The organism is Methanofollis ethanolicus, from assembly GCF_001571385.1.
Lineage (GTDB): Archaea > Halobacteriota > Methanomicrobia > Methanomicrobiales > Methanofollaceae > Methanofollis > Methanofollis ethanolicus.
This window is the reverse complement of record NZ_BCNW01000001.1, coordinates 1,811,024-1,836,039: the sequence shown is the minus strand read 5'-3', so window position 1 is coordinate 1,836,039 and position 25,016 is coordinate 1,811,024. Positions and strand designations below refer to the sequence as shown.

The window sequence follows — 25,016 nt, the reverse complement described above, 5'->3', positions numbered from 1 at the left end:
CGTCCCGGCTAAAAACAAGTTCGCACGTTTTCGTGCGAATGTGTTCCTCACGCGCAGGACATAAGGGGGTGCCTGGGACGAGGTCATGGCTGATCCCCCTCATCCTCGTCGACAAGAGTCTCAAGGTTGGTGATCCCGACGTCATCCGGCCGGAAATCCGGGTTAAATCCCCACGCGCGGCATCGGAGTTTGCCTATACGAAAGCGGTGTGATCTGACCAGGAGATCCCTATCCCTCTGGAGAAATTCGGGGAAGGTGCTGTCCGTGATAGATTTTCCGTGGTCTTTGAGTACCGACTCGATAATGTTGCTCGCTACCCAGAGGATCGTCGATTTATCGGGCTGCTCTTCGAGGAAAAGGCCATACTTGAGAAGGCTGTCCTTGTCGGTGCCTACAGGGAGAGGTGCGAGTCGGATCTGAAGAGCTTCAGCGACCGGCTCCCACTGCGATCCAACCCCTGTCGGTTCTACCCGCTCCGCTATGCCGAACCAGTAGTTCCGAATTTCTTTGAAGTCCTTGCCGGTCGCATCAAGAGCGTCCCCAGGGTGCGTAGCGAGCCATCGATCATTGAGGTTCCCCGGCCGTGGGTCGGCAAGCTCTCTGTTCTGGAAGATCAGACGTTCCCCGCCGGTAAGTTCGATGATGTAGACGGGTGGGTCTGACATCTCGATCTTTACCCCCGCCGTCTCGCCGATCGCCCGTTCGACCGCCGCGGAGACGAGGGCGGGGCTATCTGGTGAACTCTTGACGGCCTCGAAAATATCCTGAAGACCGCCCTTGATCGCTTTTTGATCGAGGGTGGGGCGGGCTTCATGCAGTTTGGCTGCAAGCCTCCCGGGTCCGCGAGGGTCGATCCACGGCAGGGTGGCGGCGCGGTCTTCGACGAGCGCCTCATTGCCGCGGGAGAGGGTTGTGACCCATCCACCACCACGGGTGGCTGAGATCGTCAGCGAGATCCCTTCAAGAAGCGTGACCGGTCCGAAGCTCGTCGTCTTCCCTGGCACGATGGCAGCAGGGGCGTTTGCCGCGATCACGCAGTGGCCTCCTTGAAGCGGACATCGTCGCGGAGGGCGCACCCAACACACACGAGGAGAGGGCACGCGCCGTCATTCGTCAGGAACGCGCCGCAGATCGTTCCACACGAACGGCATACCACAGGGAGGTCCTTTGTCGCCCGGTGGCATGCGGTATCTCGTCGCGCCGGAACCTTTTTAGATAAAGGGCGCCCAAAGTAAGAGTGGCGAGGGCGGCGAGGGGCGCTGCCTTCATTATGCAATTTTGCTCACCGTCCTTTCAGGCGCTTCGAGACACCATACGCCACGCTTGATCAAAATCTCTGCCGCTGCCCCTTCGATAGGGTGAGTCTTTTTCAGGGCCGCAAGAACGTCGGGTTTTATCGTCCGGGAGGGGATTGTCGTCTCGGCTATCATGTGGACACCTCCTTTGGCAGGACCAAAATCCGGCCCAGCACGCACCCGCATCGAAGAAGGCCTGTACGTTCAAGGGTGACGATCCGGTAGCGAACGAGTGCCTCTCTTTTGGAGGGGCATACTTCTCGATGGATCTGGGAGATGGTCGCGCCCTGCCGGGAGGTCTGCACGAATTTGAGGATAGCCCGATCTACACCATCCGGTCTGCTTTCTCTTTTTTTGGTCATTTAGCACTTCCGCTGCTAAAAAAAGCGAACCCACATCCGAGGATGGTATACCGAAATCCTTTTGTAGACAGTTATCTAATAGATAACTATCCCAGGGTTGGGATAGTTCGGATACATCCCATCGATCGTATCGATGTCGGATGTGGCCCGCTGCTATCGCGGGCACGATAGCAGCGGTCGCTTTGTTTTAGCATATTTAGATATGGTATTCAAAATTATTAAAGGCTAACTGACTGACGAAATTTGAGTAATTTAGTAAATTTATGCCTTCTCCTGCTCTGTTTTGTCGGTGTCGCGCACCTTGTGCGGCCCGAGGTTAAACCCGCGTAGAGTGCTTCTCACGTATGCGCTGGATGGCTTCGATGGCAAAGGCGGGGTCTTCGCTAAGGAGTGCCTGAAGTTCTGACAGAACCCCTTCCGCATTCCTCCGCGCCTCGGGAGTTAGCCCGGCACCGCACCGGTGACAATGTTGAGCTCCGGGGACATTGATTGTGTGGCACTGATCGCACTGGACCGGATCGAGGGCGGTACTCGGCCGTGTCTCCTCTATCTCCACACCGGCGAGGGCAGCGAATGCCCGGTCGGCATCACCATCGACGAGGTGAGCATAGGTCTTGATCATCTCGGTGCCCTCGTTGCCCCAGAATGTTTTCTTTGCGATCGTTTCCTGGAGGCCGCCCCGGAGAGCGTGAGTGATCCGACTGTGTCGGAAGATATGGGGCGTGATGTGCTTCTCGATCCCGGCTTCCTTGGCGAAGATTCCAATTGCCTTGGAAAAACCGCGATATTGCATTGGTAAACCTCGCATATTGACAAAAACAAAATTCTCGCCCTCGGGGGTGCCGGGGTATGACGCCTTCCATTCTGCGAGATATTGCGTATAGGAGATGATCGGGATCGAGCGCTCGAACCCCGTCTTCTCGTCGGTTCTGATCCGCGCGCCCCACGGGAAGAACGAGACGTCCTTCCACCGGAGGCTTGCCACATCGATCGCCCGCAGGCCACCTTCGTACATGACGGCAATCATGGCCCTGTATCTGACAGACCGCGTGGCGTCTATGATCGCCTTCACTTCCTCCTCTGTGAGAATGTCCTCGGCCGTCTTCGTCTGGACATCGAAGTTAGATGTACGGATCTTCTCGATCTTCGCCGCGGGGACGGATATGTGCTGGTTCGCTGCCAGGAAGATCAGGAACCGCTTTGATATCTTCGTCAAGTCCGCCACCGTGTTCTGTTTGTAGGGGTCGCCGTTCGGCTTCCGGGCCTGTCGGATCGCATCGAAGCCGTCGTACACTTCGGTCAAGGAAAGGTCATCCACAGAGGGGAAAAACTGTGACGCTGTGCAGAGGGTGTATGCCAGTTTGTACCGCCTCTGTGGGGAGAGATTTTTGGTGGCGGCCTCCTCTGCAACAAACTCGGAGAGAAGGGCCGCGTCTCCCTTCGTCAAACGACCGTCATCAATTGCTTTCTGGATCGATCGTTTTTCATATTCGCGGTAGGTCTGGGGCAATTCGTGAAAACGACCGTTCGTCATGAGGAGTAATAGGTGCTTCTGCATATAAGGGTAATGTAGGGCTTAGGAACTTCGTTTCCTTAAGCCCGGCTGAGGCTCTTTTACTTTTGTGCAAGTCTTTTTGAAACTGGTGGCTTTTGGTGCCTCAGCTGTCCCTTTGTGGGTGCACAACATTTTTAAACCGACACTGTTGATTATGGTATGCCATGCGAGAGAATGAACCGCACTGTGCGAGGTGTGCCGCCAGGATGTACCGGGCGCATGTCCGGCGACAGGTCGAGGGTAAGCGCGCTTGGGTGCCGGTGGGCTGGTGGTGTCCTGTGTGCGGATCGTTTGTGGGCGATCCGGATATCTGATTATCAACACTCTCTGTTCGCCCCGTCATAATATCCCTTTCGGGTTACTCAAAAAGAAGCAATTTTCAGCGACTATAGATCTCTTGTGGTGGCTCCCTATTCTGTCCCCTATAGTTGCCTTATCTTCGTTACTCATATGCCCTGGGACACCGCCCTCTGTCGTCCCACAGTTGAGATTTCGGATACAGTCGCCCCGCCGTCACCTATGATACCTTCTCTCGATCGACATGCTGAACGGCGGTGGGCGGCAGCGATCGTGTGCGTCTCTCTATTGGTTAACGGGGAGTGGGCACGCGGACCGATATTGTTCATGGGGCCCCCTATATAGTTGAAAAGTTTCCCTTTTCCCCTTTGATCTGACAGGGAGAGGGCTTGCGTGCCTTATGGTGTTTGTTTGGTTTCAATGTCTTTTGTCAGTCGGTGGATCGTCTCTGTGGATCGCTGAAACACATTTGCGATCTGCCTGATCGAATACCCGTCTTCCCGGTATTCTCTGATCTTGTGGGCCTCCTCTTCGCTCACCTGGGGGCCTTTGGGGATGAACATCCTGATCATGATCCTGGTGAACCCTTCGTCAGGGGTGATCGCTCCCTGGCTCACTTCCTTTGCGGCCTGGTTCACCATTTCGGCAATTTTCAGGATCACATATGTCTCGTGGTCTTCGGCCAGGCTCATGATCTCGATTGCGTCTTCTTTGCTGACTCCTGCTTTCTGAAGGTGCCGGAGGATCTCGATCTCTGTTTTCTCCATCTTGTTTTCAATAGCATTGGTGTTTGGTTCTGGTTTCACATGTGTATATCTTTCTCTACTCATTTATCTCCCTTATGTGCAAAACAAATATATGCTTTGGCATCCATTGTCTGATCATCGGAGCGTGATAATGAACAATTGGCTCTTGAATCGGTTCTCCGGGCTTGTGTCTCTCTGAAGGCATGGGCTGAAGCGAAACAGCGTTCTATTCTCCTGAACGACGACGGTTTCGGCATGATCGATGCCGTCACCGGTACTGCAATTGGAATCATCACCCTTGTGGCCGTTTTCTCGATTGCGCCTGTAATCGGGTTCAACATTGATAACAGCGTCAGCATTCCTGCGGGTTCTCAGTGGAATTCCACCACCAACGCCGACATGACGACCGGGGCGGAAATCTGGACTCAGACCTCCAGTCTGCTGATCCTTGCCGTGATGGTCTCGATCCTGTCCCTCGTGATCTTTGCCATCATGAGGATGAGGCCTGCGCAGGGAGGGCAGTAGGGGTCCACTTCTTCTTGTGATGCCGCCGATTACCAGCCAAACCCTCCGACCTGTGGCCGGTCACCCCTTCGGGGGTTCTGGGGGATTGTCCCCCCTTTTTTCCTGGTGTTATCATGACAAAAATAGCCGTAATGTACACCGATCACATCCCTGGCCTGTCCTCTGTTGCCCTGGCTCGTCATCGCCGGGGGCTGGTCCCTGATCTGGTTCGGGACTACCTGGACGCTACCGAGGCCGGTCCTGGTCCTGTGTGGATCACGGGGGCGATGGTTGCGGACCACTTCGGGATCGTCTCCCTCGGTGCGCGACTCTCTATATCGGGTTGGCTCGTGCGCTCTGCCTATCAGACTCCCGCGCGTGGGGTGCGGGTCCGCGTCCTGGCCTCTCGCACGTATTGGGCGAGGGCTGGCCGTCGTCGAGAATTCAGGGTCCAAACGTGGAGATAGGGGCTTATCCTGATGGCGGGGATGGTTAAGGGAAAAAAGCGAGTTGGGGGGGGGGGGGACTGGGGGAAATTACCCGCCCTCTCACATTTTCTGGAGTTTGGGCGACGGTCGGACCCTACCGGACCACGATACGTACCGACCACACCGGAAGCAATACCGACCACCGGGGACGCGTTTGAGGGTGCCACCACAGTCATGGCATTGATGGGGCTGCATTTTATGCCCCTGTGGGATTTATGCGATCCTCCCGCATCCAAGATATCCAACTTTTTCCAAGATATCCCCCCTCTCTATAATATTCTTTATCGCGTATAAGGTTTAGAAAAATGTTGGATATCTTAGATACCTGCATACGAATTTTGGAATAAATCATATGCTCCCGATCCCCTCCGCGCTCTTTTGATATCGACTATTTGCTTTCCAGGTGTACCGGGCCTCATATTTCCACTCCTGCTCATTTTTTGAGCCTCTACGAGTGGTCGTAAAACCAGAGGCATAGATCATCTGAGTGAAGCCGGTGATCGTGCTCGGGAGTTTCCGGGGGTTGATATCGTTCGCCCCACACCATGCCCGGAAGGCGCGGAGGAGTTGCCCCTTCTCAAAGAGAGTAGGGTTCTGGGTGCTCAGCATCTCCTCGCTCACGAACTTTTGGAACGGATTGGCGGCACTCTGCCAGACTGCCCGAACCTCGCCGGGGTCCTGTTCATAGAGAAGGCGACCATTACGACGGATCTCAAACGCGACCTTCAGAACTTCGTTGAAAAGTCCCGCGATCGCCGCAGGGGTGAAGGTGCGGGAGACAAATCCGGGGTCCACCTCGAAGACGTTGTTGAACCGAAGATAGACCCACCGACTCCAGAATGCCGCATCAAAGAGTACGTTGTCTGGAACCGTCGGGGGTGCGTTTGTACTGAAGGCGTGTACGGCGGTCACCCGGCTCCGGTAGGGCGTCTGAAACTTCTTCTCAATGTCATGCGAAAAGGACCCAGTCAGCGCCTTGAACGGCCCGACATTCTCAACAGGCACGTCTGAAAGGTCATCGCATCGGTTGATCACGGCCGATCCGATCGAAGATGTAACAAAACGGTCCCTCCCGATCGCCTGTAGGCTTGCACCTGAGATGTTTTCAGCACCGAAAAGCCGGTTTAAGAGGTCCACCAGATAGGTGGATTTGCCGCCGTTTGAAGGACCCTCAAAGATGTACGACCTTTTGAAAGGACCGAAACCGCAGAAGTGCAGGATCGCCTGCGCAGGGAGTTGAAGAAGGGCAAACACCTCCTCATCATCAACATACTGCCGTAGAACCTCATGAATCGGTTTGGGGTCCGCGCTGGCGTCAAAGGTAGCGGGCCATTTCTGTGTGAAACGGTGTTCCGGGGAGTATGGGCACAGTGTTGCGATTTCCGTATCCCAATTGATTTCAAGAACCCCATTTGCCAGGGGCAAGGCATTTGGGTAATGGTCGAAGGGATATTCGGGGGCAATGTTGTGATCCCGGATGTAAGACATGATTTCACGCTTTGCAGAGGTAATAGACCCATTGAACTCGACCACTTCTGCAATCTCTTGGATCAGGCTACCGACCTGCCCCGCGTCCTCCACGTACAGCCCGGTTGTCCGGTCGTAGATGAAGAGACGCTGGTTAAACGTCAGAGCGTGCAGACGTTCGCGGATATACGCACCAACCGCTGCGTTATCGAGGCGGACACCCTTATCCGACCGCCTCGCAAATGACGGGTAACGGTCTCTCTCGGTGCGCTTCTCCTTCGCCCGCCGTTCTTCTTCTCTGAGGGCCTCGGCTGCTGTGCGTGCCTCTGGACTTCGGGTGATTTGTTTTGCGAGGGCCCGGGCCTTGTCGATGGGAAGAGATTCGAAGTCATCGGGAACATTAAGCCGATTTAACCGAAGCACCGATGCAATAGCATGAGCGTCGGCGCGGTCAATGGCTTCATCGTCGATGATCGGGCGGTTCTCCTCCGTCGCTGCGGGGTGCTCTTCAGATATAGGTTTTTGTTGTTGCTGCACCTCAGCCCGCTCGTGAACCCACTGAATGAAATGGTCGAGGCTGTTTTTTCTGATCGGACTGGCCGGGATCGACTTGCCGGTCTTGATCGTCCGTGTCCACTCGTCTGCCAAGTCGTCGGTGAGAAGGATCTCATCACCTGGGGGTGCGATCTCGATGCCTGGTCCTGGTGCAGCCCGATCGCTTATCGGCGGTGCGACCTGAAGGCCAACCCACAGATGGGGCACATCGTTGATCGTCCCATGGCGTTGGGCAGACCGGGAAGTAAGAACCGACCGGATTTCAGATATCCATGGATCACTGACACTGTTCAGTGCTGCCAAGGTGTCGAAACCCGAACCCCGGATGATAAGGGCCGCCCGATTTTCGGGCAGGAGAAATGCCGTTCCGCTCATTTGATCCCCCCGGCAGGAAGGTTTTTATGGCACGCCCGGGCCTCCCCCACGATTTTGCAGGTCCCGTGAGAGATCATGAGATCGGCAGCGGCCCGGTGGAGGGGTGAAAGATGTTCGTAGACCTCGCGATCGATGGAGACGATCGGATTGATAACTGCCTGAGTGGTATCAGTACTCATCGGCCGTCCCCTCCATGGGTGCGTGTCGGTTACCGGGGGAAGGGGCGGAACAGGTTGGCGCTTGCTTGCCCTCCCCCGTGTTGTGGCCCATTTTTTCGATGAATGCCTCCAGATCGGACTCCCTGATTTTCCAGCGCCGCCCGATTTTTGTTGCTCGGAGTTCGCCGGAGCGAATCCAGCGCCCCACGGTCTGGGGGGACGCACCTAGGATTGCGCCGGCGTCGACCGCGTTGTAATACGGTTCGATTTCCATGAACTGTATTAATACTCCAGAATACACAAAGTGCTTGAAACATAGATTTTACCGAAACATTAATTGTGACATGCGCACAAAAACAAGATAATGGGAAAGAGTCCTCCAAAATTCAGGATAAACCCGAAATTATGCGAAGTCGACACCAATTTTGGGTATGAGAAATTTTTTTGGGCGGCTGCCCTCTCCGCACAGATGGCGTACTGCAATGGAGATGCTATCCCCCCTGAATTCATGTGGGTGTTGAATCCCAGATCGATTGGTGAAAAATACCTCCAATCGCTCGAATACATCGACTATTTGACAGAAACCGCATGTCTATCCGGTCTCAAAGACATCCCAGATGACCAATTATCGATATTTTACCCGGGGATAAACAATTATTTCACCGGAGAAGCCCACCAGAGAGTGATACTCGTGCTTGGGATGATAGCACTAGCCGAGGACTTAATTGAAACAGTATCTCAATTTGGCCCAGGACCCGTCCCGGAAGACCACTTATCAAGGGTATATCCCAGATGTGACCAATATTTCCAAGAACAAGAACACACCCAGTATCAGCGCCGTAAAATATTGCAGGAACTTGAAAAAGGGAGTGATGAGATTCGGAATCACGCACCAGAATCCACAACTCCAGGGTATATCCTCCAACGGGTAAGTGAGGGTTATGTGGGGTGGAATTTCCGGAAAAGTATAGCACCTCCCCTTCCTTCCGAGCGTCCATTCTCCGGTACCTCTCTCCATATAGCGTACTTAAACTGGGAGCGCGTGGATACGGGACCGACGGCACAGTACCCACGTATCAACAAAAGCCTTTGTGAGGTCGTCAAAGCCGATATCGTGGATAAAACCCATTACTACAAGTTGAGGTGTGAATCTTGTGGGAGAGTATTCGCTGCACTCAACAAATCAAGAAAATTTTGTTCGCCAGCGTGTAAACAGAGAAAGTTCATAGAATTACGCAAAGAGAGGAACGCCGTATCGCAAGAAAGAGTGTGCCCAATCTGTGGGGATCTCATCGTTGGTAGGGCTGATAAAATAACCTGCGGCAAATCGGCCTGCCGGCAGGCATTTTACCGAAAATATGGCACCATGAGAAAAAAGATAATTCAGTGATCCCCGCTTCCCGACTCGCTCTTCCCACACAGACAATATTCAGAAAATATTGCAGCGATACATCGGTATCGTGGTCTTCTTTTTGGTCTTCAGCGCCCGGTGAAACCCGAACCTTTCATAAAATGATTCTGCATCGGGTTTGGCATCGACGGTGAGGACACAGCACCCGGAATACCCAGACACGGTTGTCGCTATCGACCGGATCACGGTGAGCATGGACCGCCCGATGTCCCTCCCTTCGTAGTCATGGTGCGTGGCGAGCCGGGCTATCTTGATCGCAGGATAGTAGGAATGGGCATACCACTCTTTGTCCTCCTCGGGATCGATATCCTTCTTGATGATGCTGTCGTTGAGGAGCGAGAAGTACCCCACGCACTTCCCTTCATACATGACGAGGTAGGTAACGGCGACATGGGCCTCCTGATTTTTCAATGCGTCAGAGGCGAGGTAGTCGGTCAGTTCCGAATGTTTGCAGGAAAAGGACAGGATATCGTGGTCCCCCGTGAGACGCTCAAAGGACAGATCAGATAAGGGTATCTTCGGTAGCCTGGCATCCGTGGCGGGATTCTCTGAGGGCATGGTGATCGTGCAAAATGGGCAGAAAAGGGAAGGGAACTTCAGCGGATGGACTTTACCAGTTCCTTTCCGTGGGCGCTTACCCAGCGGGTCATCTCCCGCCCCTCCGGGGTGTCATACCGATCGGGGTCCGCCATATATTTTTCAAAGCGGCGGGCGTCGTCGCCTTCCAGGTAGAGACCTAATTCAATTTTCTGGGCCATATCTCATCATCTCCACACGGGTTAGACGTGTCAAGACATACATACTGTCTCTCGCCGGGTTAATATACGTTCCTCACACCGACTTCGGCGCGCTGTCTGCTGTCGCCTCGCTCGCCATCTCCCGCCTGACCTGCTCTTTCATGGCGGCGAGGAGGGATTCATATTCGGGTGTGGCCTCTATCTTCTTCTCGGCTTCCCTGACTGCGTCGGCGGCCTCGGCGGTCAGCGGTTTGGTGCACATCCGGCAGAACCGCGACCCGGGCGGGTTGACCGCGAGACAGAACATACACTGCTTGGGCTTGTCGTCGTCCGCGTCGATCTCACTCTCTGTCTTTAGCCCCGCCTTCCGGAGAAATTCGTCGTCGATGTCCTTTTCCGACAGTTTCAGGTAGGTCCGAAACATTTGTGTGTCGGGGTTGGCCCAAAACGTTTCCTTGATGACCGACTCCTGATAGTTCTTTTTGACCAGTTCGGTAATCCGTGATTTCCTGAAGAGGTGTGGGTGTATCCGCTTCTTGATGTTTGCCCGATCTGCCGCCCGCTCGATCACCTGCGATATTGCCCGGTATTTCAGCGGCTCGCCGTCCGTGGAAACAAAAACATATGCGTCCCCTTCTGCGGCTGGCCCGTAATACCCGTTCCTCCAGGCAGCGAGATAAGCAGTAGAATTTATCAGGCGGGGATAGCGTTTCTTCCGCTCTTTTGTGTCGTTGATCGTGCACCGCACCCCGTACTTATCGAATTGTATATCAGACCACTTCAGGCGCGCCACCTCTCCGATCCGCGCCCCTGTCTCATAGGTGACGGCGATGATCGCCCGGTCCCGGTGCGTCTTGCACGCCTTGATCATTGCGGCGAGTTCCTCCGCTGTCATGAGGTCGCCGGGGTCGGTGGTCTCGGTGTCGGTCGCTGGAGGTTTGAGTTCGGCGAGTTCATCCGTTCTGATCGTTGAGTAACCCCGGGCGGCCAACCACTTGTAAAAACCTTTCAAAATCCGTATGTGGTCGCTGATGGTGTTCTGCTTGTATGGCCGGCCCCGGGAATTTTTCATCGATGTCAACCGTACCCGGGCAGCAAAAAGATCGTCGATCGTTGCTTCGCTCCACGGGACGGGGAGCACCTGCTTCCATGAAACAAGGATCTGAGATATCTTTGTGGACCGCATGTGGCTGATGCCTCGCCCACCCTGTTTGTAGTTGATGTACCGACGAACCAGAGCGGCGTCCCGGCTGTCAATCCGACCGTCCGCCTCGGCTTTCTTTAACTGCTGATCCCAGTATCCCGGCTCTCCCTGTTCATGGAAATAGTTGGCGCTTGCTTCCATACACTCCTATTAGTGTATGGGGATATGAACATATTGAGTTAAGCCCGGCTGAGGCTTCAAGGATCTGTTTTCTTAATCCCTTTCCCGAAGATGTTTGATGTCTTCGGTTCTTGAAAAGTATGCCTTTGTAGGGCCGCTCGTGAAACGAAATTTCAGGCGGTTCTTTGAAACTCCCTGACATTTTTCATGGAGGTTGTCCCAACACAGATCAGGACCCCCGGTCACGTCGATGGCATAACTCACATTCAGGTCTGAAAAATTCTGTTCCGGTCTCTGTGCCGGGGCGTACAGGGGAGCGTCCCTGCCAGGGAAGGGAAAAAATATTCTGAGAAAAGATCTGTTACTGGATGTCCCCCGGGACGTACTTCTCCGGCACCATGACCTGGAGCGTGTACGACCTGATGCACCGGGTGTTGATCACGAACCAGTAGTCTCTCTGCCCCTCATAGAAAGTTTCTTTCCAGTTCTCGTTTTTCCACTCTGCAGTCGCGTTTTCTGCCGTGACGAGGTCTGCGCGCTGGAGGGTGACGATCCTGACAAACCTGTTGGGGTCCGCGGCGTCCATCACCTGGACATTGAGGTACCCGAATTCGGTGTTGTACGGGTCGGCATCATAGCGCAGTTCCCAGTACGGCACCGGGACATGGATGATCTCGGTTGTCCCGCTCCCCGTGCCGCGGATCGTGGCATAGGGGACCATGGTGTCTTTCCTGACATCCCCGGAGGGAGTCTCTCTCCACCTGACCTGCTCGTCCGTGATATTCAGATGGTATGTCGCCGGGTCGACAAACCCGATATCCCGGACCTTCCCGTCCCACCCTGGCATGAGGGGCGTGGGTGTCGGGGCGAACGTCACCTGCGCGGGATCGCTTCCCGGAAGTGTCTGGTTGACCGGTGCCGCCGCGATCATCGGCTTGATGAAAAGCGCGATGACGATTACAATGACCAGCCCGGCGGCGAGACTGAGGAGATCTGCCCGTTCCATTTTATCACCTTCCTGAAGATGGTACTCCTGGGACGATAATACTTTTTTTGTATATCCTCGTTCATTATGCTGTGTTTAGGGTATAAATCCACAAATCTGTATCTGGCTGAAAACGGAATCTATATATGTCAATACACAAATCAATAGTGTAGGAATGTTGGAAAGGTCCAGCGTTCACTGATCAATCAGGGTGAAGTTATGAGAAAATTCGGAAAGAATGATGAGGCATTCACCGGTCTCGAGGCAGCGATCGTCCTGATCGCCTTCGTCGTCGTGGCCGCTGTGTTCTCGTACATGATGCTCGGCGCTGGTTTCTTCACCTCCCAGAAGAGCCAGGAAGTCGTCCACACGGCGACCTCCCAGACGAGCTCGTCAGTCGACCTGGCGGGCAGCGTCGTCGTGATAGGTGGCGCCAGTGACAAGCTGGCCAATGCGACCTTTTACCTCCAGTTGACCTCCGGCGGTACACCCGTCGACCTCAGCAGGACTGCATATGCGGTGACCACAGACAACGCCTTTGTGTTGCTGAACAGTACGCAGGTAGGATACACCTGGTACAACAACGATACCGACACCGACAGCCTCCTTGAGGCCGGCGAACTGGTGAAAGTTAATGTGCCCCTGGATACTGTTAGCGTCAGCCCGAAGCAGGTCTTCACCATCGATGTGAAGCCGTCGGTCGGTGCCGCGCTGTCCCTCGCACGGACCGCCCCCACGCGCATTGTCGATGACAGATACTATGAAGTGTACTGAGGTGAGACAGAAATGAGATCTTTCAAGCAGGAAGAAGCATTTACCGGCCTTGAGGCTGCAATCGTGCTCATTGCATTTGTTGTGGTCGCAGCGGTCTTCTCGTATGTGATGCTCGGCGCTGGTTTCTTCACCTCCCAGAAGAGCCAGGAAGTCGTCCACAGCAGTATGGCGCAGGCCAGTTCGAGTGTCGAAATCGTCGGCAATGTCGTCGGCCTTGGCAACACGACCACCCATGACAATCTGACGAACGTCCTCTTCACCATCTCGACGACTGCCGGCGGCAGCGCCTATGATGTCGGAGACGTCCTGATGACCTATACCGATAAGGGCGGCCAGTACGTCGTCAACCGGAGTCCCTCTGTGGACAGAAAGACCGGTAAGATTACTCCCGGCGTCCCCGGTGCAGGCAACTGGTCTGTCGAGCAGATCCTGAACGGGAACGACGACACCCTCGTGCAGAGGGGCGAGCAGTTCCTGATTAACGTCTCGATCCCGAAGTCTGCAACTGCAGTCTCCGGCGACCAGTTCGGCATTGAACTCAAGCCTGCGGTCGGTGCGACCCTCCAGCTGAAGAAGTACGTGCCGACACAGGTCGACAACGTTACCCTCCTCTTCGAGTGAGGATTTGAATCTACTAACCCCCTTTTTTTTGAGGTCAAACTCTGAAAAAGGGAATGGTGACGTGGAATGACGGTAAATCAGTCTCAGGTTGACCAGATCCTTGGTGCCGCATCGGCCGACGACCCCGAGGTCAAACTTGCGAACCTGGAGCGTGAGGTTGACCTCGTTAAGATCTCGGTCAAGAAACTCCTCATCGATATCAGGGAGCGGATGAACGAGATGGAGAACCCCTTCGTCTTCGCGGCAGGCGGCATGGGATCGATGCCGGCGGCGAAGAAAGAGGAGGCCGAAGACGACGCCGAGGACGAGGTCGAAGACGAGGCCGTACCCGACACACCCGTGCAGAAACCGAAGGCAAAGGCAGGTGACGACCTTGCCGCCTTCAAGGCCGACGAGAACCTCCTTGCCAACCTCCATGCGCACCTCGCCGCCACCCAGGCCGCAGTCCAGCAGCCCAGGCAGGAGAAACTCCGCCTCCAGAAAGTCCACCGCCTCTTTGAGTGGACCGGCAAGGCCGTCAAGAAATACGGCTACGACCGCCTGGAAATGATGCTCGACTCCTATGCCTCGATGGGCTACCTCTCTCACGAGGAAGTCTCCCAGGTCAAGGAGATCGCACGGCTCATGCCCGCCTCTCTCGGCGAAGTCGACGAGATGAAGGCCGAAGAGTTCGTCTCAGAACTCTATGTCCTGAACCGTATCCTCGACCCGAACGACACCGCACTGGACAGAGACATGATCGAGGTGCTGATGGACCAGAAGCGTGCAAAAGGCGAAAGGGCAAAGACGGAAGAGACCGGGAAAGACTCCGGCGACGACTGGGTGAAATCGCTGGAAAGGATCTGAAAAGGATATGATGGATGTCGAGCGAAACCATTACGACTGCTATATTGCTCATCGGTGCTGTAATAGCGGCCGGCGTGCTCGTCAACGCAATCTTTCCCATAATTTATACCATCTCTGACACGGCAGGATCGACATCCCATGCCGTGGATCGACAGGTCCGCACAGACGTCAAGGTCATCAACACTTTTGCCTCGGCCTCCGGCCAGACCGCAAAGATCTGGCTGAAAAATGTCGGCTCAGTCAGGATCGCGGCGAATGACCTGGAGGGCGCAGATATTTTTATCGGGAAGACCGGCGATTTCGACAGGATCTCCTACGGCACCTGGACCTTCACCATCCTCGACGGCGGCCCCGACTACTGGCAACCCGGTGCGACGGTCCGGATCGACGCCACCACCAATCTTCTCCCTGATACCTCCGGAGATGTCGTCTACTTCCAGATCGTGCTGCCCGGCGGGACGGTGAGGTCCACAGAATTCACGGCAGGTGCATGAAGCATGGGGGCGGGGTCACTGGTCACGGCGGCAATCTCCATCGTTCTTCTCGTGGTCGTCGCGTACGCGATCATCGGCGGCATCCTCGTCACCGCGGACGTGGTCGCCACCGCCCACAAGGACCAGGTCCAGGTGCAGGAGTCCCGTCTCCATACGTCGGTCGCGATCGTCGGCCACACCGTCGATGCCGGGACCATCTATGTGCTCGTGGAAAACACAGGCAGCGAACCTGTCCTGACGTTCGACCGGATGGCGGTCTTCACCGCCGTGGAGAACGGCACCCCGGTCTACTATCCCTACAGTTCCTCGGGCGGCGCCGGCACCTGGTCGTGGACCTCGATCCAGCCCGACATCATCCATCCCCATGAACTCGACCCGGGCGAGACGATGAACATCTCCATCCAGTACGAGGGCAACCAGCCGGACTGGGCCCAGGTAACGACGCCGAACGGCATCTCGGACTCCGCATATCTCAGGTGAGAACATGGCAGACGAATCAAAAGAATCCCTTAGCGACCTCCTTGGCGGCAGTGACAAGAAGATCCTCTCCACCGGGAACAAAGAACTCGACAAGAAGATCGCAGACGGCCTCCCCCTCGAGTCCTTAACCCTCATCGAAGGGGAGAACGATACAGGCAAGAGCGTCCTGACCCAGCAGATCGTCTGGGGCGCCATGAAACAGGGGCTCAATGTCGACCTCTTCACCACCGAGAACACCACCAAGAGTTTCATCAACCAGATGGAGTCGATGAGCCTTGACATCTCGGACTACTTTGCCTGGGGCTACATGCGGATCTACCCCCTCCATACCGTCGGTTTCGAGTGGAACAAGGAGGACATGCAGGGCGTCCTCCAGACGATCATCACTCATATCCAGAGGAGCACGTCCCAGGTCGCGGTCATCGACTCCCTGACGCTCTTCACCGAGTACGCCTCGACCGACATGATCCTCACCTTCTTCACGAACTGCAAGAACCTCGTCGACCACGGCAAGACGATCCTGATCACCCTGCACACCTACGCCTTCGAGGCCGACACCCTGGTGCGCATCAGGTCGATCTGCGACGCCCACCTCTTCATGAAGAAGGCGCTCGTCGGCGACAAGTACGTGATGATGCTCGAAGTGGTGAAGGTGCGGGGGGCGCAGAAGACAACAGGGAACATCATCAGTTTCGAAGTCCACCCCGGCTACGGCATGAAGATCATCCCGATGACCTACGCAAAGGTCTGATATGAGCAGTCTGCCCTTCTCGATCCAACTGCCTTTCAAGACGGAAGCCAACGAAGACCTGAGCGGATGCTATCATGACCTGGAATCGTCGGCACTCTACCGGATGCTCCCGACAAATGCACGGGAATACGTCAAACAGTGCCCGCACCTCCTCGAGTACCTCAACATCTTCCCGGTGAACACCTACGGCATCCCCCTCTTCTTCTCCGAACTGACGCGGGACGTCAGGAAGATTGAGACCCTCAACCTCATCTACCCGGTGGGGGAGGACACCTTCATCCATATCCTCACCGATCCCGAGGACGTCAGGAACTACTATATCCCGATCGAACCCTCGTTCCTGCACAGTGTCAACACACTGATGCCGGTCGTCGAAAAGCGTCTCATCGACCTTCTCGACGCGCTGGAAAAGGACCCCGTGACCGAAGAGGAACGCGTCGCGGTCCTCAAAAATCTTATCAACGAGATCCTGTATGCCCGTGTTCCCGGCGAGGAGATCGGTCCCGGTGCCGCAGACACGGTCGCCGAAAAATCCGTCAAGGACCGGCTCGTCGCGTTCCTCAACACCGACTTTTCGGCAAAGAAAAAAGCCGATGAGGACGACGTCCTTGCCGGGTTGATGCAGACCGCCGACGGGCGGATCGTCGTCTCCCCCCCCGAATACCGTGCCCTGGAATACATGATGATCCGCGACAAGATCGAGATGGGCATCCTCAAACCCTTCCTTTCAGACCCCAATATCGAAGATATCACCTGTGACGGCGTCGGCCCGATCTTCATCGAGCACAAGATGCTCAGGGGTCTGAAGTCTGTCATCGGGTTCACGGAATCCCGTGAACTCGACGCCTTCGTCATCAAGATGGCCGAGCGGATCAAGAGGCCGATCACGTACAGAAACCCGGTGGTGGACGCCACCCTCCCGGACGGTTCCCGTATCAACATCGTGTACGGCACCGAGGTGAGCAAGCACGGGAGCAACTTCACCATCCGTAAAGTGAACGAGATCCCCCTCTCCATTCTCCAGCTCATCGACTCCAACACCTGCGACTACACGGCCGCCGCCTATCTCTGGATCTGCCTGGAGTACGGCATGTCCATGTTCGTGAGCGGGGAGACGGCAAGCGGCAAGACGACGAGCCTCAACGCCCTCACCACCTTCCTCCCGCCGGAGAACAAGATCGTCACCATCGAGGATACTCCTGAACTGACCGTCCCGCACCGGAACTGGACCCGCGAGGTCGCCAAGGCGAAGGGCAAGGGCGAGGGCGACGGGGCCGATGTGACGATGTTCGACCTCCTGAAGGCCGCCCTCCGTCAGCGCCCCAACCAGATCCTGGTCGGTGAGATCCGTGGTGTCGAGGGGAGCGTCGCGTTCTCCGCCATGCAGACCGGCCACCCTGTCATGAGCACCTTCCACGCCGCGTCTGTCGAGAAACTGATCCAGCGTCTCTGCGGCGACCCGATCCTCATCCCGAAGACGCACGTCGACAACCTGAACATCGTCATCATCCAGAGTGCCGTCCGCCGTCCTGGCGGAGGGACGGTGCGGCGGATGCTCAGCATCAACGAACTTGTCGGCTACGACCCGCAGACCCAGGGTTTCTCCTTTGTCGAGATGTTCCACTGGGACCCGGTCACGGACGAGCATGTCTTCTGCGGGAAAGGGAGCAGTTACCTCCTTGAAAACAAGATCGCAACGCTGCTCGGCATCCCTGAGAGCAAGAGGAGCGAGATCTATTTCGAAGTTGAGAAGAGGGCCAATATCCTGCGCAGGCTGAATGCTGCAGGCTGTACGAAGTTCTGGGACCTCTTCCACATGATCTCAAAGATCAAGAAGCAGGGTCTCCTGAATATCGAGGTCTGAGATATGTTCGAGTCGCTCAAGGACAGGATTCTGGAAGTGAACGGGGGCGAGATCCCCTTTTCCGAGTCTGTCGGGTCGATAAAAAATACGTTCGCCGATATCTCCGAGAACAAGATGATGGAAGGCGACCTCGTCTTCATGACCACCTATATGGCCTCGGCGATGACGGCCAATGTCTCTCGCCCCGAACTCTTCGAGTATACGGCGAAGAGGTACGAGTACATCTCGACGAAATATATCCAGCGTGTGGTCTTCTTCGTCAACAGCTGGCATTACAGTTACTCAGAAGGCCTGAGGATAATCGCCGAACGGGTCAACAACAACATGCTCAGGAGCATGTTCAACAGGTACGCCAACGCCATCGAGTCCGGCGTGCCTGACAACGAGTTCCTGGACATGGAACTGAACACGGCCAGGAGCGTCTACCGGAACACCTTCGAACAGGGTTTCGAGATGCTGAAGAAGTGGGGCGACGCGTATATCGCCCTTCTCTTCTCCTCGATGCTTGTCGCGATCATCATCATGATCTCGGTGGCGATCTACGCGCCAAGCGGTATCGACTCGGCCCTCAACACCTCCTATGCCCTGGTGCTCCTCACCTCGGGGTTCGGCGTCGGCCTGATGTACAAGGCCGTGCCTGTCGACGAGAAGACGCTCGACCGGTCGATGAACCGCTGGTGCTCGAAGGAGCAGGTGATGATCGACACGCTGCAAAAGCCGCTCCTCATCATTATGGCAGTAAGTGTGCTCGTCCTCGTTCTTGCCGGTGTGCAGGCCGGGTTGATCTTCCTCCTTGTCGGTGTCATCCTCGCACCCCTCGGGATCATCGGCTACATCGACAACCACAATGTCGTCCTGCGGGACGAGGACTTTCCTGCCTTTATCAGGGGCATCGGGTCGATCATGGAGGGCAAGGGGACGACAGTCGTCGAGGCGATCCGCGAGATCGACAGGAAGTCCCTTGTCAACCTGGAACCTCTCATCAACTCAGTCTACACGAAGTTGAACCTCGGTCTCGACGAGGCGGTCACCTGGGAGAAGTTCATCGGGGAGTGCGGCACAAATCTCATCGCGAAGTACATGAACATCTACCGAGACTCGGTGTCCATGGGCGGCGAACCCGGTGTCGTCGGCAAGATCGTCGGGTCATCGATGCTCTCCCAGGTGCTGTTGCGCAGGAAGCGCGACATGGTGGCGACCAGTTTTATCGTCCTCCTGGTGCCGATGCATATGGCCATGGTCGCGATCTTCCTCGCCCTGTACGAGATCCTGGAGACGATGTCCGAGGCGATCGCGAGCGTCATGGAGAGTCTCGGGGACAATGGCGCTGCATTAAATTCTCCTGACTCGGTTGCAGGGTCGATGACGGGGTCCCTGAACCTCTTCATCAACTTCCCTGCCGACAAGATGGTGCCCTATGTGACGACCATCCTCCTGCTGATCACTCTCTCGAACATTCTGGCCGGCAAGATCGTGGTGGGCGGCGACCGGTATATGTACTACTTCCTCTCTGCCCTTCTCTTCACCCTGACAGGAATCCTGTTCCTCATCGTGCCGCCGATGATCAGATTGTTCTTCCAGATCCCTACCTTTGGAACGGTGTGAAAATGAAGACCTTAAAATTTCCCGAGATAAACCCGAAGATCAGGCGTTTCCTGATCTTTTCCGCGACTGTGGGCGCCGGTTCGGTCCTCATCCTCTACGACCCCCCGATCGAACTGCTGATCGGGGCAACGGTCGCTGTAGGGTGCCTGATGCTCCTCCTCCTTGGCGCCGTCCACCTCTCCGACCTCCGCCCGGCCATGATCCGGGAGAATGTCCGGGCCTGGAGAGAAAAAAGGAAAGAGGTGGCCGAGGTTCAGGCCCTGCCCGTGCAAAAAAAAGAGTCGTCAGGCAGGATCGGTGCGGTCCTCGTTTCCCTGCCGGCCGCTGTCCATGACGGCATCGGTCGGCTGAAGGCCACCCTGCTCCACAGGGACAAGACATTTCAGGAGATCGACGCGAAGCTTGACTCCACGGTGAGGGGGCAGGATGCTGATCCTGTCGGAGCCCTGCCTGTTGCACCTATCGCCGGGGCAGGGGTTGCCGCCGGCGCCGCACCGTCTGATCCTCTCCTCGACGTCAGCATGGAGGACCTTGAGAGTCTCAACCTCGACGATCTTGAGAATGGGTCGGGTGTCTCTCCGTCACTGGATATCTCCCTTGACAATGACCTCCCCATGGCCCCGACAGACGATGCGATTGTTTCCGGGATCCTTGAGGCGAATTCGTCTGATCTGGAAGAATTTTCAGACCTCGGTGACATCGACGAACTGGACGGCGAACTTGCAGGGCTTGACGAGATCAGCCTCGACGAACTGGACCTTCCCGACGAGGCAGACCTTTCGGCAGAGGTGGACGGTCTCTCTCCCGACCCCGTGGCAGACGCGGTTGCGGCGGCGATCGCACCGGCCACGCCTGTCGCGCCTCCCCAGCCCCCTGCCCCCGTCATCGAAGAAGAGCCGGAAGAGGAGAACATGCTGGCATTTGCCATGGGGGGAGGAGATTCCGATGCGCTCATGGACCTCCTCAAGACCGATTCCAAGAAGCAGAGGAAAGAGGACTATAACAGCCTGCTGCGTGATCTGAAAGATGTGAAGGTCTCTGCCGACGACCTTGTTACCGGACTCCAGGACACCCTGGGTATTTTGAAAAATCCCGGGAAAAAGAAGGTGAAGCAACAATGACTGACGTTCCTGTTAAAATCGAGATTGATGGTAAATGGGTGGGTGCAAAGCTGACTCCCGGGCCTGACGAGATCCAGGTCACCGGCCCGAAATCTTTTGCTATCCCGAACAAGTCGATCTTTGACCTTGACGCGAAGGGCAGTGTCCTTAGCATCACCATAAAAGGGCAGGAAAAACAGCCGATAAAGATCGCGTCCGTCGAAAAAGTTCTGAATGTTCTGAAAAGACATATCCTCGCGACATGTAATGCCTACCGCCTTGCCGCCTACTTCATGTCCCCGGCTGTCAGGGGCGGGGTGTTTGTCAAGGATGCACGCTGGGAAAAAGGCGGCATTGATGTATTGAAGTCGGGCATCTGGTTTTTTTCGAATACGGAGCAGATATGCGTCCCTCTTGCCGACGTTGCATCCATCGAACTGACCAAGCGCGAGGTGCAGGGGAAGGACACAGATGTCGTGAAGATCGATCATATCGAGGGGACCGAGGTGGTCACCAGTTTTGTCCTCTGCCCGCTCACCACCCTGCAGATCCTCTATAATTTCCTGAAGGACGCCACAAAGAGCATGGATATGGAGGGGGACCTGGACCCGAAGTCCGCGCAGGTCGCCATGCTCGTCTACAGCGGGATGGATACGGCGTCGATTGAGAATATGCTCGGTGTATCCCTGAAAGAAATCGACCAGATCTATGATGCTCTGATCCGTCTCGGCCTTGCAGAGGTTGTGATGGTCAGGAGAGAGGTTAAACTTACGACAAAAGGTGTCAGGTACATCACAGACGCCACAAAAGTTTAAATAATTAATTATTATACCCTTTTCTAATAACGAAAGTTTTATATTTTTGATACCCCAAATACAATCTGAGAAGACCATGGGAAGAATCCTTATCGTCGATGACACGCTCTTCATGCGAACTCTCCTGAAGAACATTCTCTTCTCCGGAGGGCACACCATTGTTGGCGAAGCAGAAAACGGTGAAGAAGCCATTGCCAGATATCAGGAGCTGAAGCCTGATCTCGTTACGATGGACGTGGTCATGCCGAAGATGAACGGCATCGACGCGTTGAAGAACATCCGCGCGGCCGATCCGAATGCGAAAATTGTGATGTGTACCGCGGTGGGTCAGGAGCAGATGGTAAAACTGGCAGTCAAGACCGGTGCGAAAGGCTATATCGTCAAGCCCTTCCAGGCGCCGAAAGTGCTTGAGGAGGTGAAAAACGTCCTTGGGGCTTGATCATGATTCGGGTGCTTATTGTCGATGATTCAATCTTTATCAGGACGATACTGAAGGATACCCTCAGTGCTTCCCCGGGAATAGAGATCGTCGGCTCCGCTTCAGATGGCGAGGAGGCTCTCAGGATGATCGACGAGCTCAGGCCAGATGCCATGACACTCGATATCGAGATGCCGAAGGTCAGCGGGATCGAGGTATTGAAGAGGCTGAAAGGTGCCGGGTACCGTCCCAAGATCCTGATGCTCAGTTCTCTCACCTCGAAGGACGCCGAACACACCCGCCTGGCCCTGAGCCTTGGCGCCGACGACTTCATGCTGAAACCGCAGGACATCTTCCGGGTACGTGGCCTGAAAGAAGAACTTGTGGCAAAGATCAGACATCTGATAGAGATCAGGCCGGCGCAAAAAGTCAGCTCCGTATCAGACGAGCTTGCCACCCATGTGGTCCTCTTTGGTTCGTCGGCCGGCGGCCTCCAGCAACTGGACCGTGTCCTCTCAGATCTCTCCCCCGACATGACGGCAGCTGTCGTCATCACGCAGCATATGCCCGAAGGGTTTACGGCCGCCCTTGCCGAGCGTTTCAACCGGATCTGTCCTCTTCCCGTACATGAATCCGAGAACGGGCATCTCATAAAAAAAGGCGAGGTCATCGTCTGTAAGGCGGGGTTCCACTCCGTGATCTCCGCATTACTCACCAGAGAGGGGAAAACCGGAGGGAAGATCGTCCACTCCACGGCGCCGCCGGTCCATGCCGTCCGCCCGGCGATTGACAAGACCTTCTCATCGGCGGCAAGGACCTATGGACGCAATACGCTCGCGGTTGTCCTGAGCGGGATGGGGAACGACTGTGGCGAAGGTGCGGTTGATGTCAAGGCTGCCGGAGGGACGGTATTCGTATGCAAAGAGGAAGACTGTCTCGTCTATGGGATGGCCCGCTCTGCATTGAAGAGAAACAGCGTCGATAAAGTCCTCCCTCTCTCGGATATACCTCGTGAGGTACTGAAGACGGTTCGAACAATGGAGATGGGAAATGTCTGATATGGAAGAGTACAGGGGACTGTTTGTAACAGAATCCCGGGAGAACCTTGACACAATCGCCCAGGCCCTCCTGACCCTTGAAGAGTGCGAAGACCGGGAAACGATCGATGAGATCTTCCGGTCGGCCCACACGATCAAGGGCGCCTCGGCCTCGATGGGCTATATGAAGCTCGAAAAGCTCTGTCATTCGATGGAGGACCTCTTCGACCTCATCAGAAACGGGAAGCTGAAGGCGTCTGCCCCTCTCATCGACCTTTTCCTCGCCTGTACCGACCAGATCGATGACATCCTCGAATCCATCGACGGTGGGGGCGATGACACCGGGAACTCCATCGACGACCTGGTCTCGTCTCTTGAGGCCTGGACAAATGGGGGAGATGGCGGCGCGCCGGCTAGCGACGAACCAGAAAACAACGGTGTCGACGAGGCCCACCCCGAAGAAGTACCCTCTCCCTCCGGGTCCGGCGATATGTATGTCGTCGGGGTCGACCTGGTCCCCGAATGTTCGATGAAGGACGTCAGGGCGATGATCGTCCTCTCCAACATCGAAGAGATCGGCCGGATCGTCTCCATGAAACCTGCCCGGGAGGAGGTCGAGAATGGAAACATCGAGGCCCACTTCGAGATCGTCGTCCAGAGCGATGCCGGTGCCGAGGCGCTCAGGGCAGCCGTCTCCGGGACCGACATCGCCGGCGTCACCGTTGACCGGGATGCTCCTCGCCCGGTGCAGAAACCTCAGAAAAAACCGGAAGAGGCGTCCCAGAAATCCGATCACCATGAACGGGGACGGGAGATCAAGAACCTCAGGGTCGATCTTCACCTCCTTGACCAGATGATGAACCTGGTCGAGGACCTTGTCATCAACCGCGGGCGTCTCAAGCAGATCGCCCAGAAGAACCAGATCAAGGAGTTTGACGAGGCCCTGAATATGGTGGGCCGCTCTGTGGCCGACCTGCAGAACCTGATGATGCACATCAGGATGATCCCGTTGAACCACATCTTCAACCGCCTCCCGCGGGTTGTCAGGGACGTGGCGCAACACGACCACAAGGAGGTCGAGTTCGTCATCGAGGGCGGCGACACCGAACTTGACCGGAGTGTCATGGACGGCCTCAACGACCCCCTCCTCCACCTGATCAGGAATGCCGTCGACCATGGTGTCGAACCCCCCGAGGAGAGGAAAGCGGCCGGAAAACCTGAAAAGGGTCTGGTGCGCCTCTCGGCCCGGCGTGACCGCGACAATGTCGTCATCAGGATCGAGGACGACGGTGCCGGGGTCAACTCTGAGAAGGTCCGCCAGAAGGCTGTTTCCCGTGGGCTGTACACCGCCGAAGAGGCGGCAACCCTGACAGACGACCAGATCATCGACGTCCTGTTCAACCCGGGATTCTCGACCGCCGATACGATCACCGATATCAGCGGGAGAGGCGTCGGTCTTGACGTGGTCAGGGCGGCGATCGAGTCCCTGAAGGGGTCTATCAAGGTCGAGTCTGTCCACGGGAAGGGCACCTGTTTCGAACTTGTCCTGCCGCCCACCATGGCCATCGTCGAGGTGATGATGGTCAGGATCAATGGAAAGAGGTGCGCAATCCCGATCTCGAATGTTGTCGAGGTGGCAATGCTCAAGAGCGAGGGGATTCACAGGGTCGGCAACAGCCGGGTGATCCTCCTCAGAGACGAGGTTCTCCCTCTCTACACGCTGGACGACATGTTCGGCAGTTTCCAATCGGGCGAAGTCCTTGTCGTCCTTCAGTATCGTTCAAAGAAATGCGGGATCCTGGCCAATGTCGTAGAAGGGCAGCAGGAAGTCGTCGTAAAGCCGCTCAGCGCCCTTGTCGGAAGTTGTCCCGGGGTCGGGGGTGTCACCATCCCCGGTGACGGCGAAGTGGTGCCGGTCCTTGATGTGAACACCATAGTATGAGGCACATAGT

Annotated in this window: 25 protein-coding genes; 15 read left to right on the top strand and 10 right to left on the bottom strand. The window is 55.9% G+C overall.

Annotated features, from left to right (window positions below; translation table 11 throughout):
* Positions 1-83: 83 nt before the first annotated feature.
* The 4 genes from MEFOE_RS09000 to MEFOE_RS08990 form a co-directional block, all read right to left on the bottom strand.
* The gene (locus tag MEFOE_RS09000; RefSeq protein ID WP_067051295.1) at positions 84-1,034 is read right to left on the bottom strand and encodes a hypothetical protein; all 951 of its coding nucleotides are present in this window, start codon (positions 1,032-1,034) and stop codon (positions 84-86) included.
* A 234-nt stretch (positions 1,035-1,268) separates the two neighbouring features.
* Positions 1,269-1,430, bottom strand: coding sequence for a hypothetical protein (locus MEFOE_RS14025; RefSeq protein WP_160329524.1), 162 nt, complete (start codon positions 1,428-1,430; stop codon positions 1,269-1,271).
* A 543-nt stretch (positions 1,431-1,973) separates the two neighbouring features.
* Positions 1,974-3,104 (bottom strand): tyrosine-type recombinase/integrase, encoded by a 1,131-nt coding sequence (locus MEFOE_RS08995; protein ID WP_160329523.1) that lies wholly within the window; start codon positions 3,102-3,104, stop codon positions 1,974-1,976.
* Positions 3,105-3,907: 803 nt separating this feature from the next.
* Complete coding sequence (locus tag MEFOE_RS08990; RefSeq protein WP_160329522.1) at positions 3,908-4,315, bottom strand: helix-turn-helix domain-containing protein; 408 nt, start codon at positions 4,313-4,315, stop codon at positions 3,908-3,910.
* Between the two features lie 195 nt (positions 4,316-4,510).
* Between MEFOE_RS08990 and MEFOE_RS08985 the strand changes: the two genes are divergently transcribed.
* Positions 4,511-4,780 (top strand): hypothetical protein, encoded by a 270-nt coding sequence (locus MEFOE_RS08985; RefSeq protein ID WP_067051290.1) that lies wholly within the window; start codon positions 4,511-4,513, stop codon positions 4,778-4,780.
* A gap of 815 nt (positions 4,781-5,595) precedes the next feature.
* Here MEFOE_RS08985 and MEFOE_RS08970 read toward each other — a convergent pair.
* Both MEFOE_RS08970 and MEFOE_RS08965 read right to left on the bottom strand, forming a co-directional pair.
* Positions 5,596-7,644 (bottom strand): DUF5906 domain-containing protein, encoded by a 2,049-nt coding sequence (locus tag MEFOE_RS08970; protein ID WP_067051284.1) that lies wholly within the window; start codon positions 7,642-7,644, stop codon positions 5,596-5,598.
* 168 nt (positions 7,645-7,812) lie between these two features.
* Positions 7,813-8,076 carry a helix-turn-helix domain-containing protein gene (locus tag MEFOE_RS08965; protein ID WP_067051283.1) on the bottom strand — a complete coding sequence of 88 codons (264 nt, stop codon included), beginning with the start codon at positions 8,074-8,076 and terminating at the stop codon, positions 7,813-7,815.
* A gap of 90 nt (positions 8,077-8,166) precedes the next feature.
* Here MEFOE_RS08965 and MEFOE_RS13765 point away from each other — a divergent pair, with 90 nt between their 5' ends.
* Positions 8,167-9,192, top strand: a complete 1,026-nt coding sequence (locus tag MEFOE_RS13765) for a hypothetical protein (RefSeq protein ID WP_153015924.1) — start codon at positions 8,167-8,169, stop codon at positions 9,190-9,192.
* Between the two features lie 39 nt (positions 9,193-9,231).
* Here the strand turns inward: MEFOE_RS13765 and MEFOE_RS08960 are convergent, their stop codons facing one another.
* From MEFOE_RS08960 to MEFOE_RS08950, 4 genes are all read right to left on the bottom strand, one after another.
* The gene (locus MEFOE_RS08960; protein WP_067051281.1) at positions 9,232-9,771 is read right to left on the bottom strand and encodes a GNAT family N-acetyltransferase; all 540 of its coding nucleotides are present in this window, start codon (positions 9,769-9,771) and stop codon (positions 9,232-9,234) included.
* A 38-nt stretch (positions 9,772-9,809) separates the two neighbouring features.
* Positions 9,810-9,971, bottom strand: coding sequence for a hypothetical protein (locus MEFOE_RS14115; RefSeq protein ID WP_162839751.1), 162 nt, complete (start codon positions 9,969-9,971; stop codon positions 9,810-9,812).
* Between the two features lie 73 nt (positions 9,972-10,044).
* The gene (locus MEFOE_RS08955; protein ID WP_067051279.1) at positions 10,045-11,295 is read right to left on the bottom strand and encodes a tyrosine-type recombinase/integrase; all 1,251 of its coding nucleotides are present in this window, start codon (positions 11,293-11,295) and stop codon (positions 10,045-10,047) included.
* Between the two features lie 340 nt (positions 11,296-11,635).
* Positions 11,636-12,280 (bottom strand): hypothetical protein, encoded by a 645-nt coding sequence (locus MEFOE_RS08950; protein WP_067051277.1) that lies wholly within the window; start codon positions 12,278-12,280, stop codon positions 11,636-11,638.
* A 198-nt stretch (positions 12,281-12,478) separates the two neighbouring features.
* On the opposite strand from MEFOE_RS08950, the gene MEFOE_RS08945 reads away from it, so the two are divergent.
* The 13 genes from MEFOE_RS08945 to MEFOE_RS08885 all read left to right on the top strand — a co-directional run bounded on the left by MEFOE_RS08945 (position 12,479) and on the right by MEFOE_RS08885 (position 25,006).
* Positions 12,479-13,033 (top strand): archaellin/type IV pilin N-terminal domain-containing protein, encoded by a 555-nt coding sequence (locus MEFOE_RS08945; RefSeq protein ID WP_067051275.1) that lies wholly within the window; start codon positions 12,479-12,481, stop codon positions 13,031-13,033.
* Positions 13,034-13,045: 12 nt separating this feature from the next.
* On the top strand, positions 13,046-13,654 hold the full coding sequence (locus MEFOE_RS08940) for an archaellin/type IV pilin N-terminal domain-containing protein (RefSeq protein WP_067051273.1): 609 nt from the start codon (positions 13,046-13,048) through the stop codon (positions 13,652-13,654).
* A 66-nt stretch (positions 13,655-13,720) separates the two neighbouring features.
* Entirely contained in the window at positions 13,721-14,500 is a 780-nt protein-coding gene (locus MEFOE_RS08935; protein ID WP_067051270.1) for a hypothetical protein, read from the top strand.
* 14 nt (positions 14,501-14,514) lie between these two features.
* Positions 14,515-14,994 (top strand): flagellin, encoded by a 480-nt coding sequence (locus tag MEFOE_RS08930; protein ID WP_067051268.1) that lies wholly within the window; start codon positions 14,515-14,517, stop codon positions 14,992-14,994.
* Between the two features lie 3 nt (positions 14,995-14,997).
* Positions 14,998-15,474, top strand: a complete 477-nt coding sequence (locus tag MEFOE_RS08925; protein WP_067051266.1) for a hypothetical protein — start codon at positions 14,998-15,000, stop codon at positions 15,472-15,474.
* 4 nt (positions 15,475-15,478) lie between these two features.
* Positions 15,479-16,225, top strand: coding sequence for an ATPase domain-containing protein (locus tag MEFOE_RS08920; RefSeq protein ID WP_067051264.1), 747 nt, complete (start codon positions 15,479-15,481; stop codon positions 16,223-16,225).
* Position 16,226: 1 nt separating this feature from the next.
* Positions 16,227-18,089, top strand: coding sequence for a type II/IV secretion system ATPase subunit (locus MEFOE_RS08915; RefSeq protein WP_067051261.1), 1,863 nt, complete (start codon positions 16,227-16,229; stop codon positions 18,087-18,089).
* Positions 18,090-18,092: 3 nt separating this feature from the next.
* Positions 18,093-19,694, top strand: a complete 1,602-nt coding sequence (flaJ, locus tag MEFOE_RS08910) for an archaellar assembly protein FlaJ (RefSeq protein ID WP_067051258.1) — start codon at positions 18,093-18,095, stop codon at positions 19,692-19,694.
* 2 nt (positions 19,695-19,696) lie between these two features.
* Positions 19,697-20,815 (top strand): hypothetical protein, encoded by a 1,119-nt coding sequence (locus MEFOE_RS08905; protein ID WP_067051255.1) that lies wholly within the window; start codon positions 19,697-19,699, stop codon positions 20,813-20,815.
* Complete coding sequence (locus MEFOE_RS08900) at positions 20,812-21,609, top strand: CheF family chemotaxis protein (RefSeq protein ID WP_067051253.1); 798 nt, start codon at positions 20,812-20,814, stop codon at positions 21,607-21,609. The genes MEFOE_RS08905 and MEFOE_RS08900 overlap by 4 nt, the downstream gene beginning before the upstream one ends.
* 76 nt (positions 21,610-21,685) lie before the next feature.
* A complete protein-coding gene (locus MEFOE_RS08895) occupies positions 21,686-22,048 on the top strand; it encodes a response regulator (RefSeq protein WP_067051250.1) in 363 nt (120 codons plus the stop codon).
* Between the two features lie 2 nt (positions 22,049-22,050).
* Positions 22,051-23,085: a chemotaxis-specific protein-glutamate methyltransferase CheB gene (cheB, locus tag MEFOE_RS08890; protein WP_067051248.1), complete on the top strand. Its 1,035-nt coding sequence runs from the start codon at positions 22,051-22,053 to the stop codon at positions 23,083-23,085.
* On the top strand, positions 23,078-25,006 hold the full coding sequence (locus tag MEFOE_RS08885) for a chemotaxis protein CheA (protein ID WP_067051245.1): 1,929 nt from the start codon (positions 23,078-23,080) through the stop codon (positions 25,004-25,006). Before cheB ends, MEFOE_RS08885 begins: the two co-directional genes overlap by 8 nt.
* Positions 25,007-25,016 lie beyond the last annotated feature (10 nt).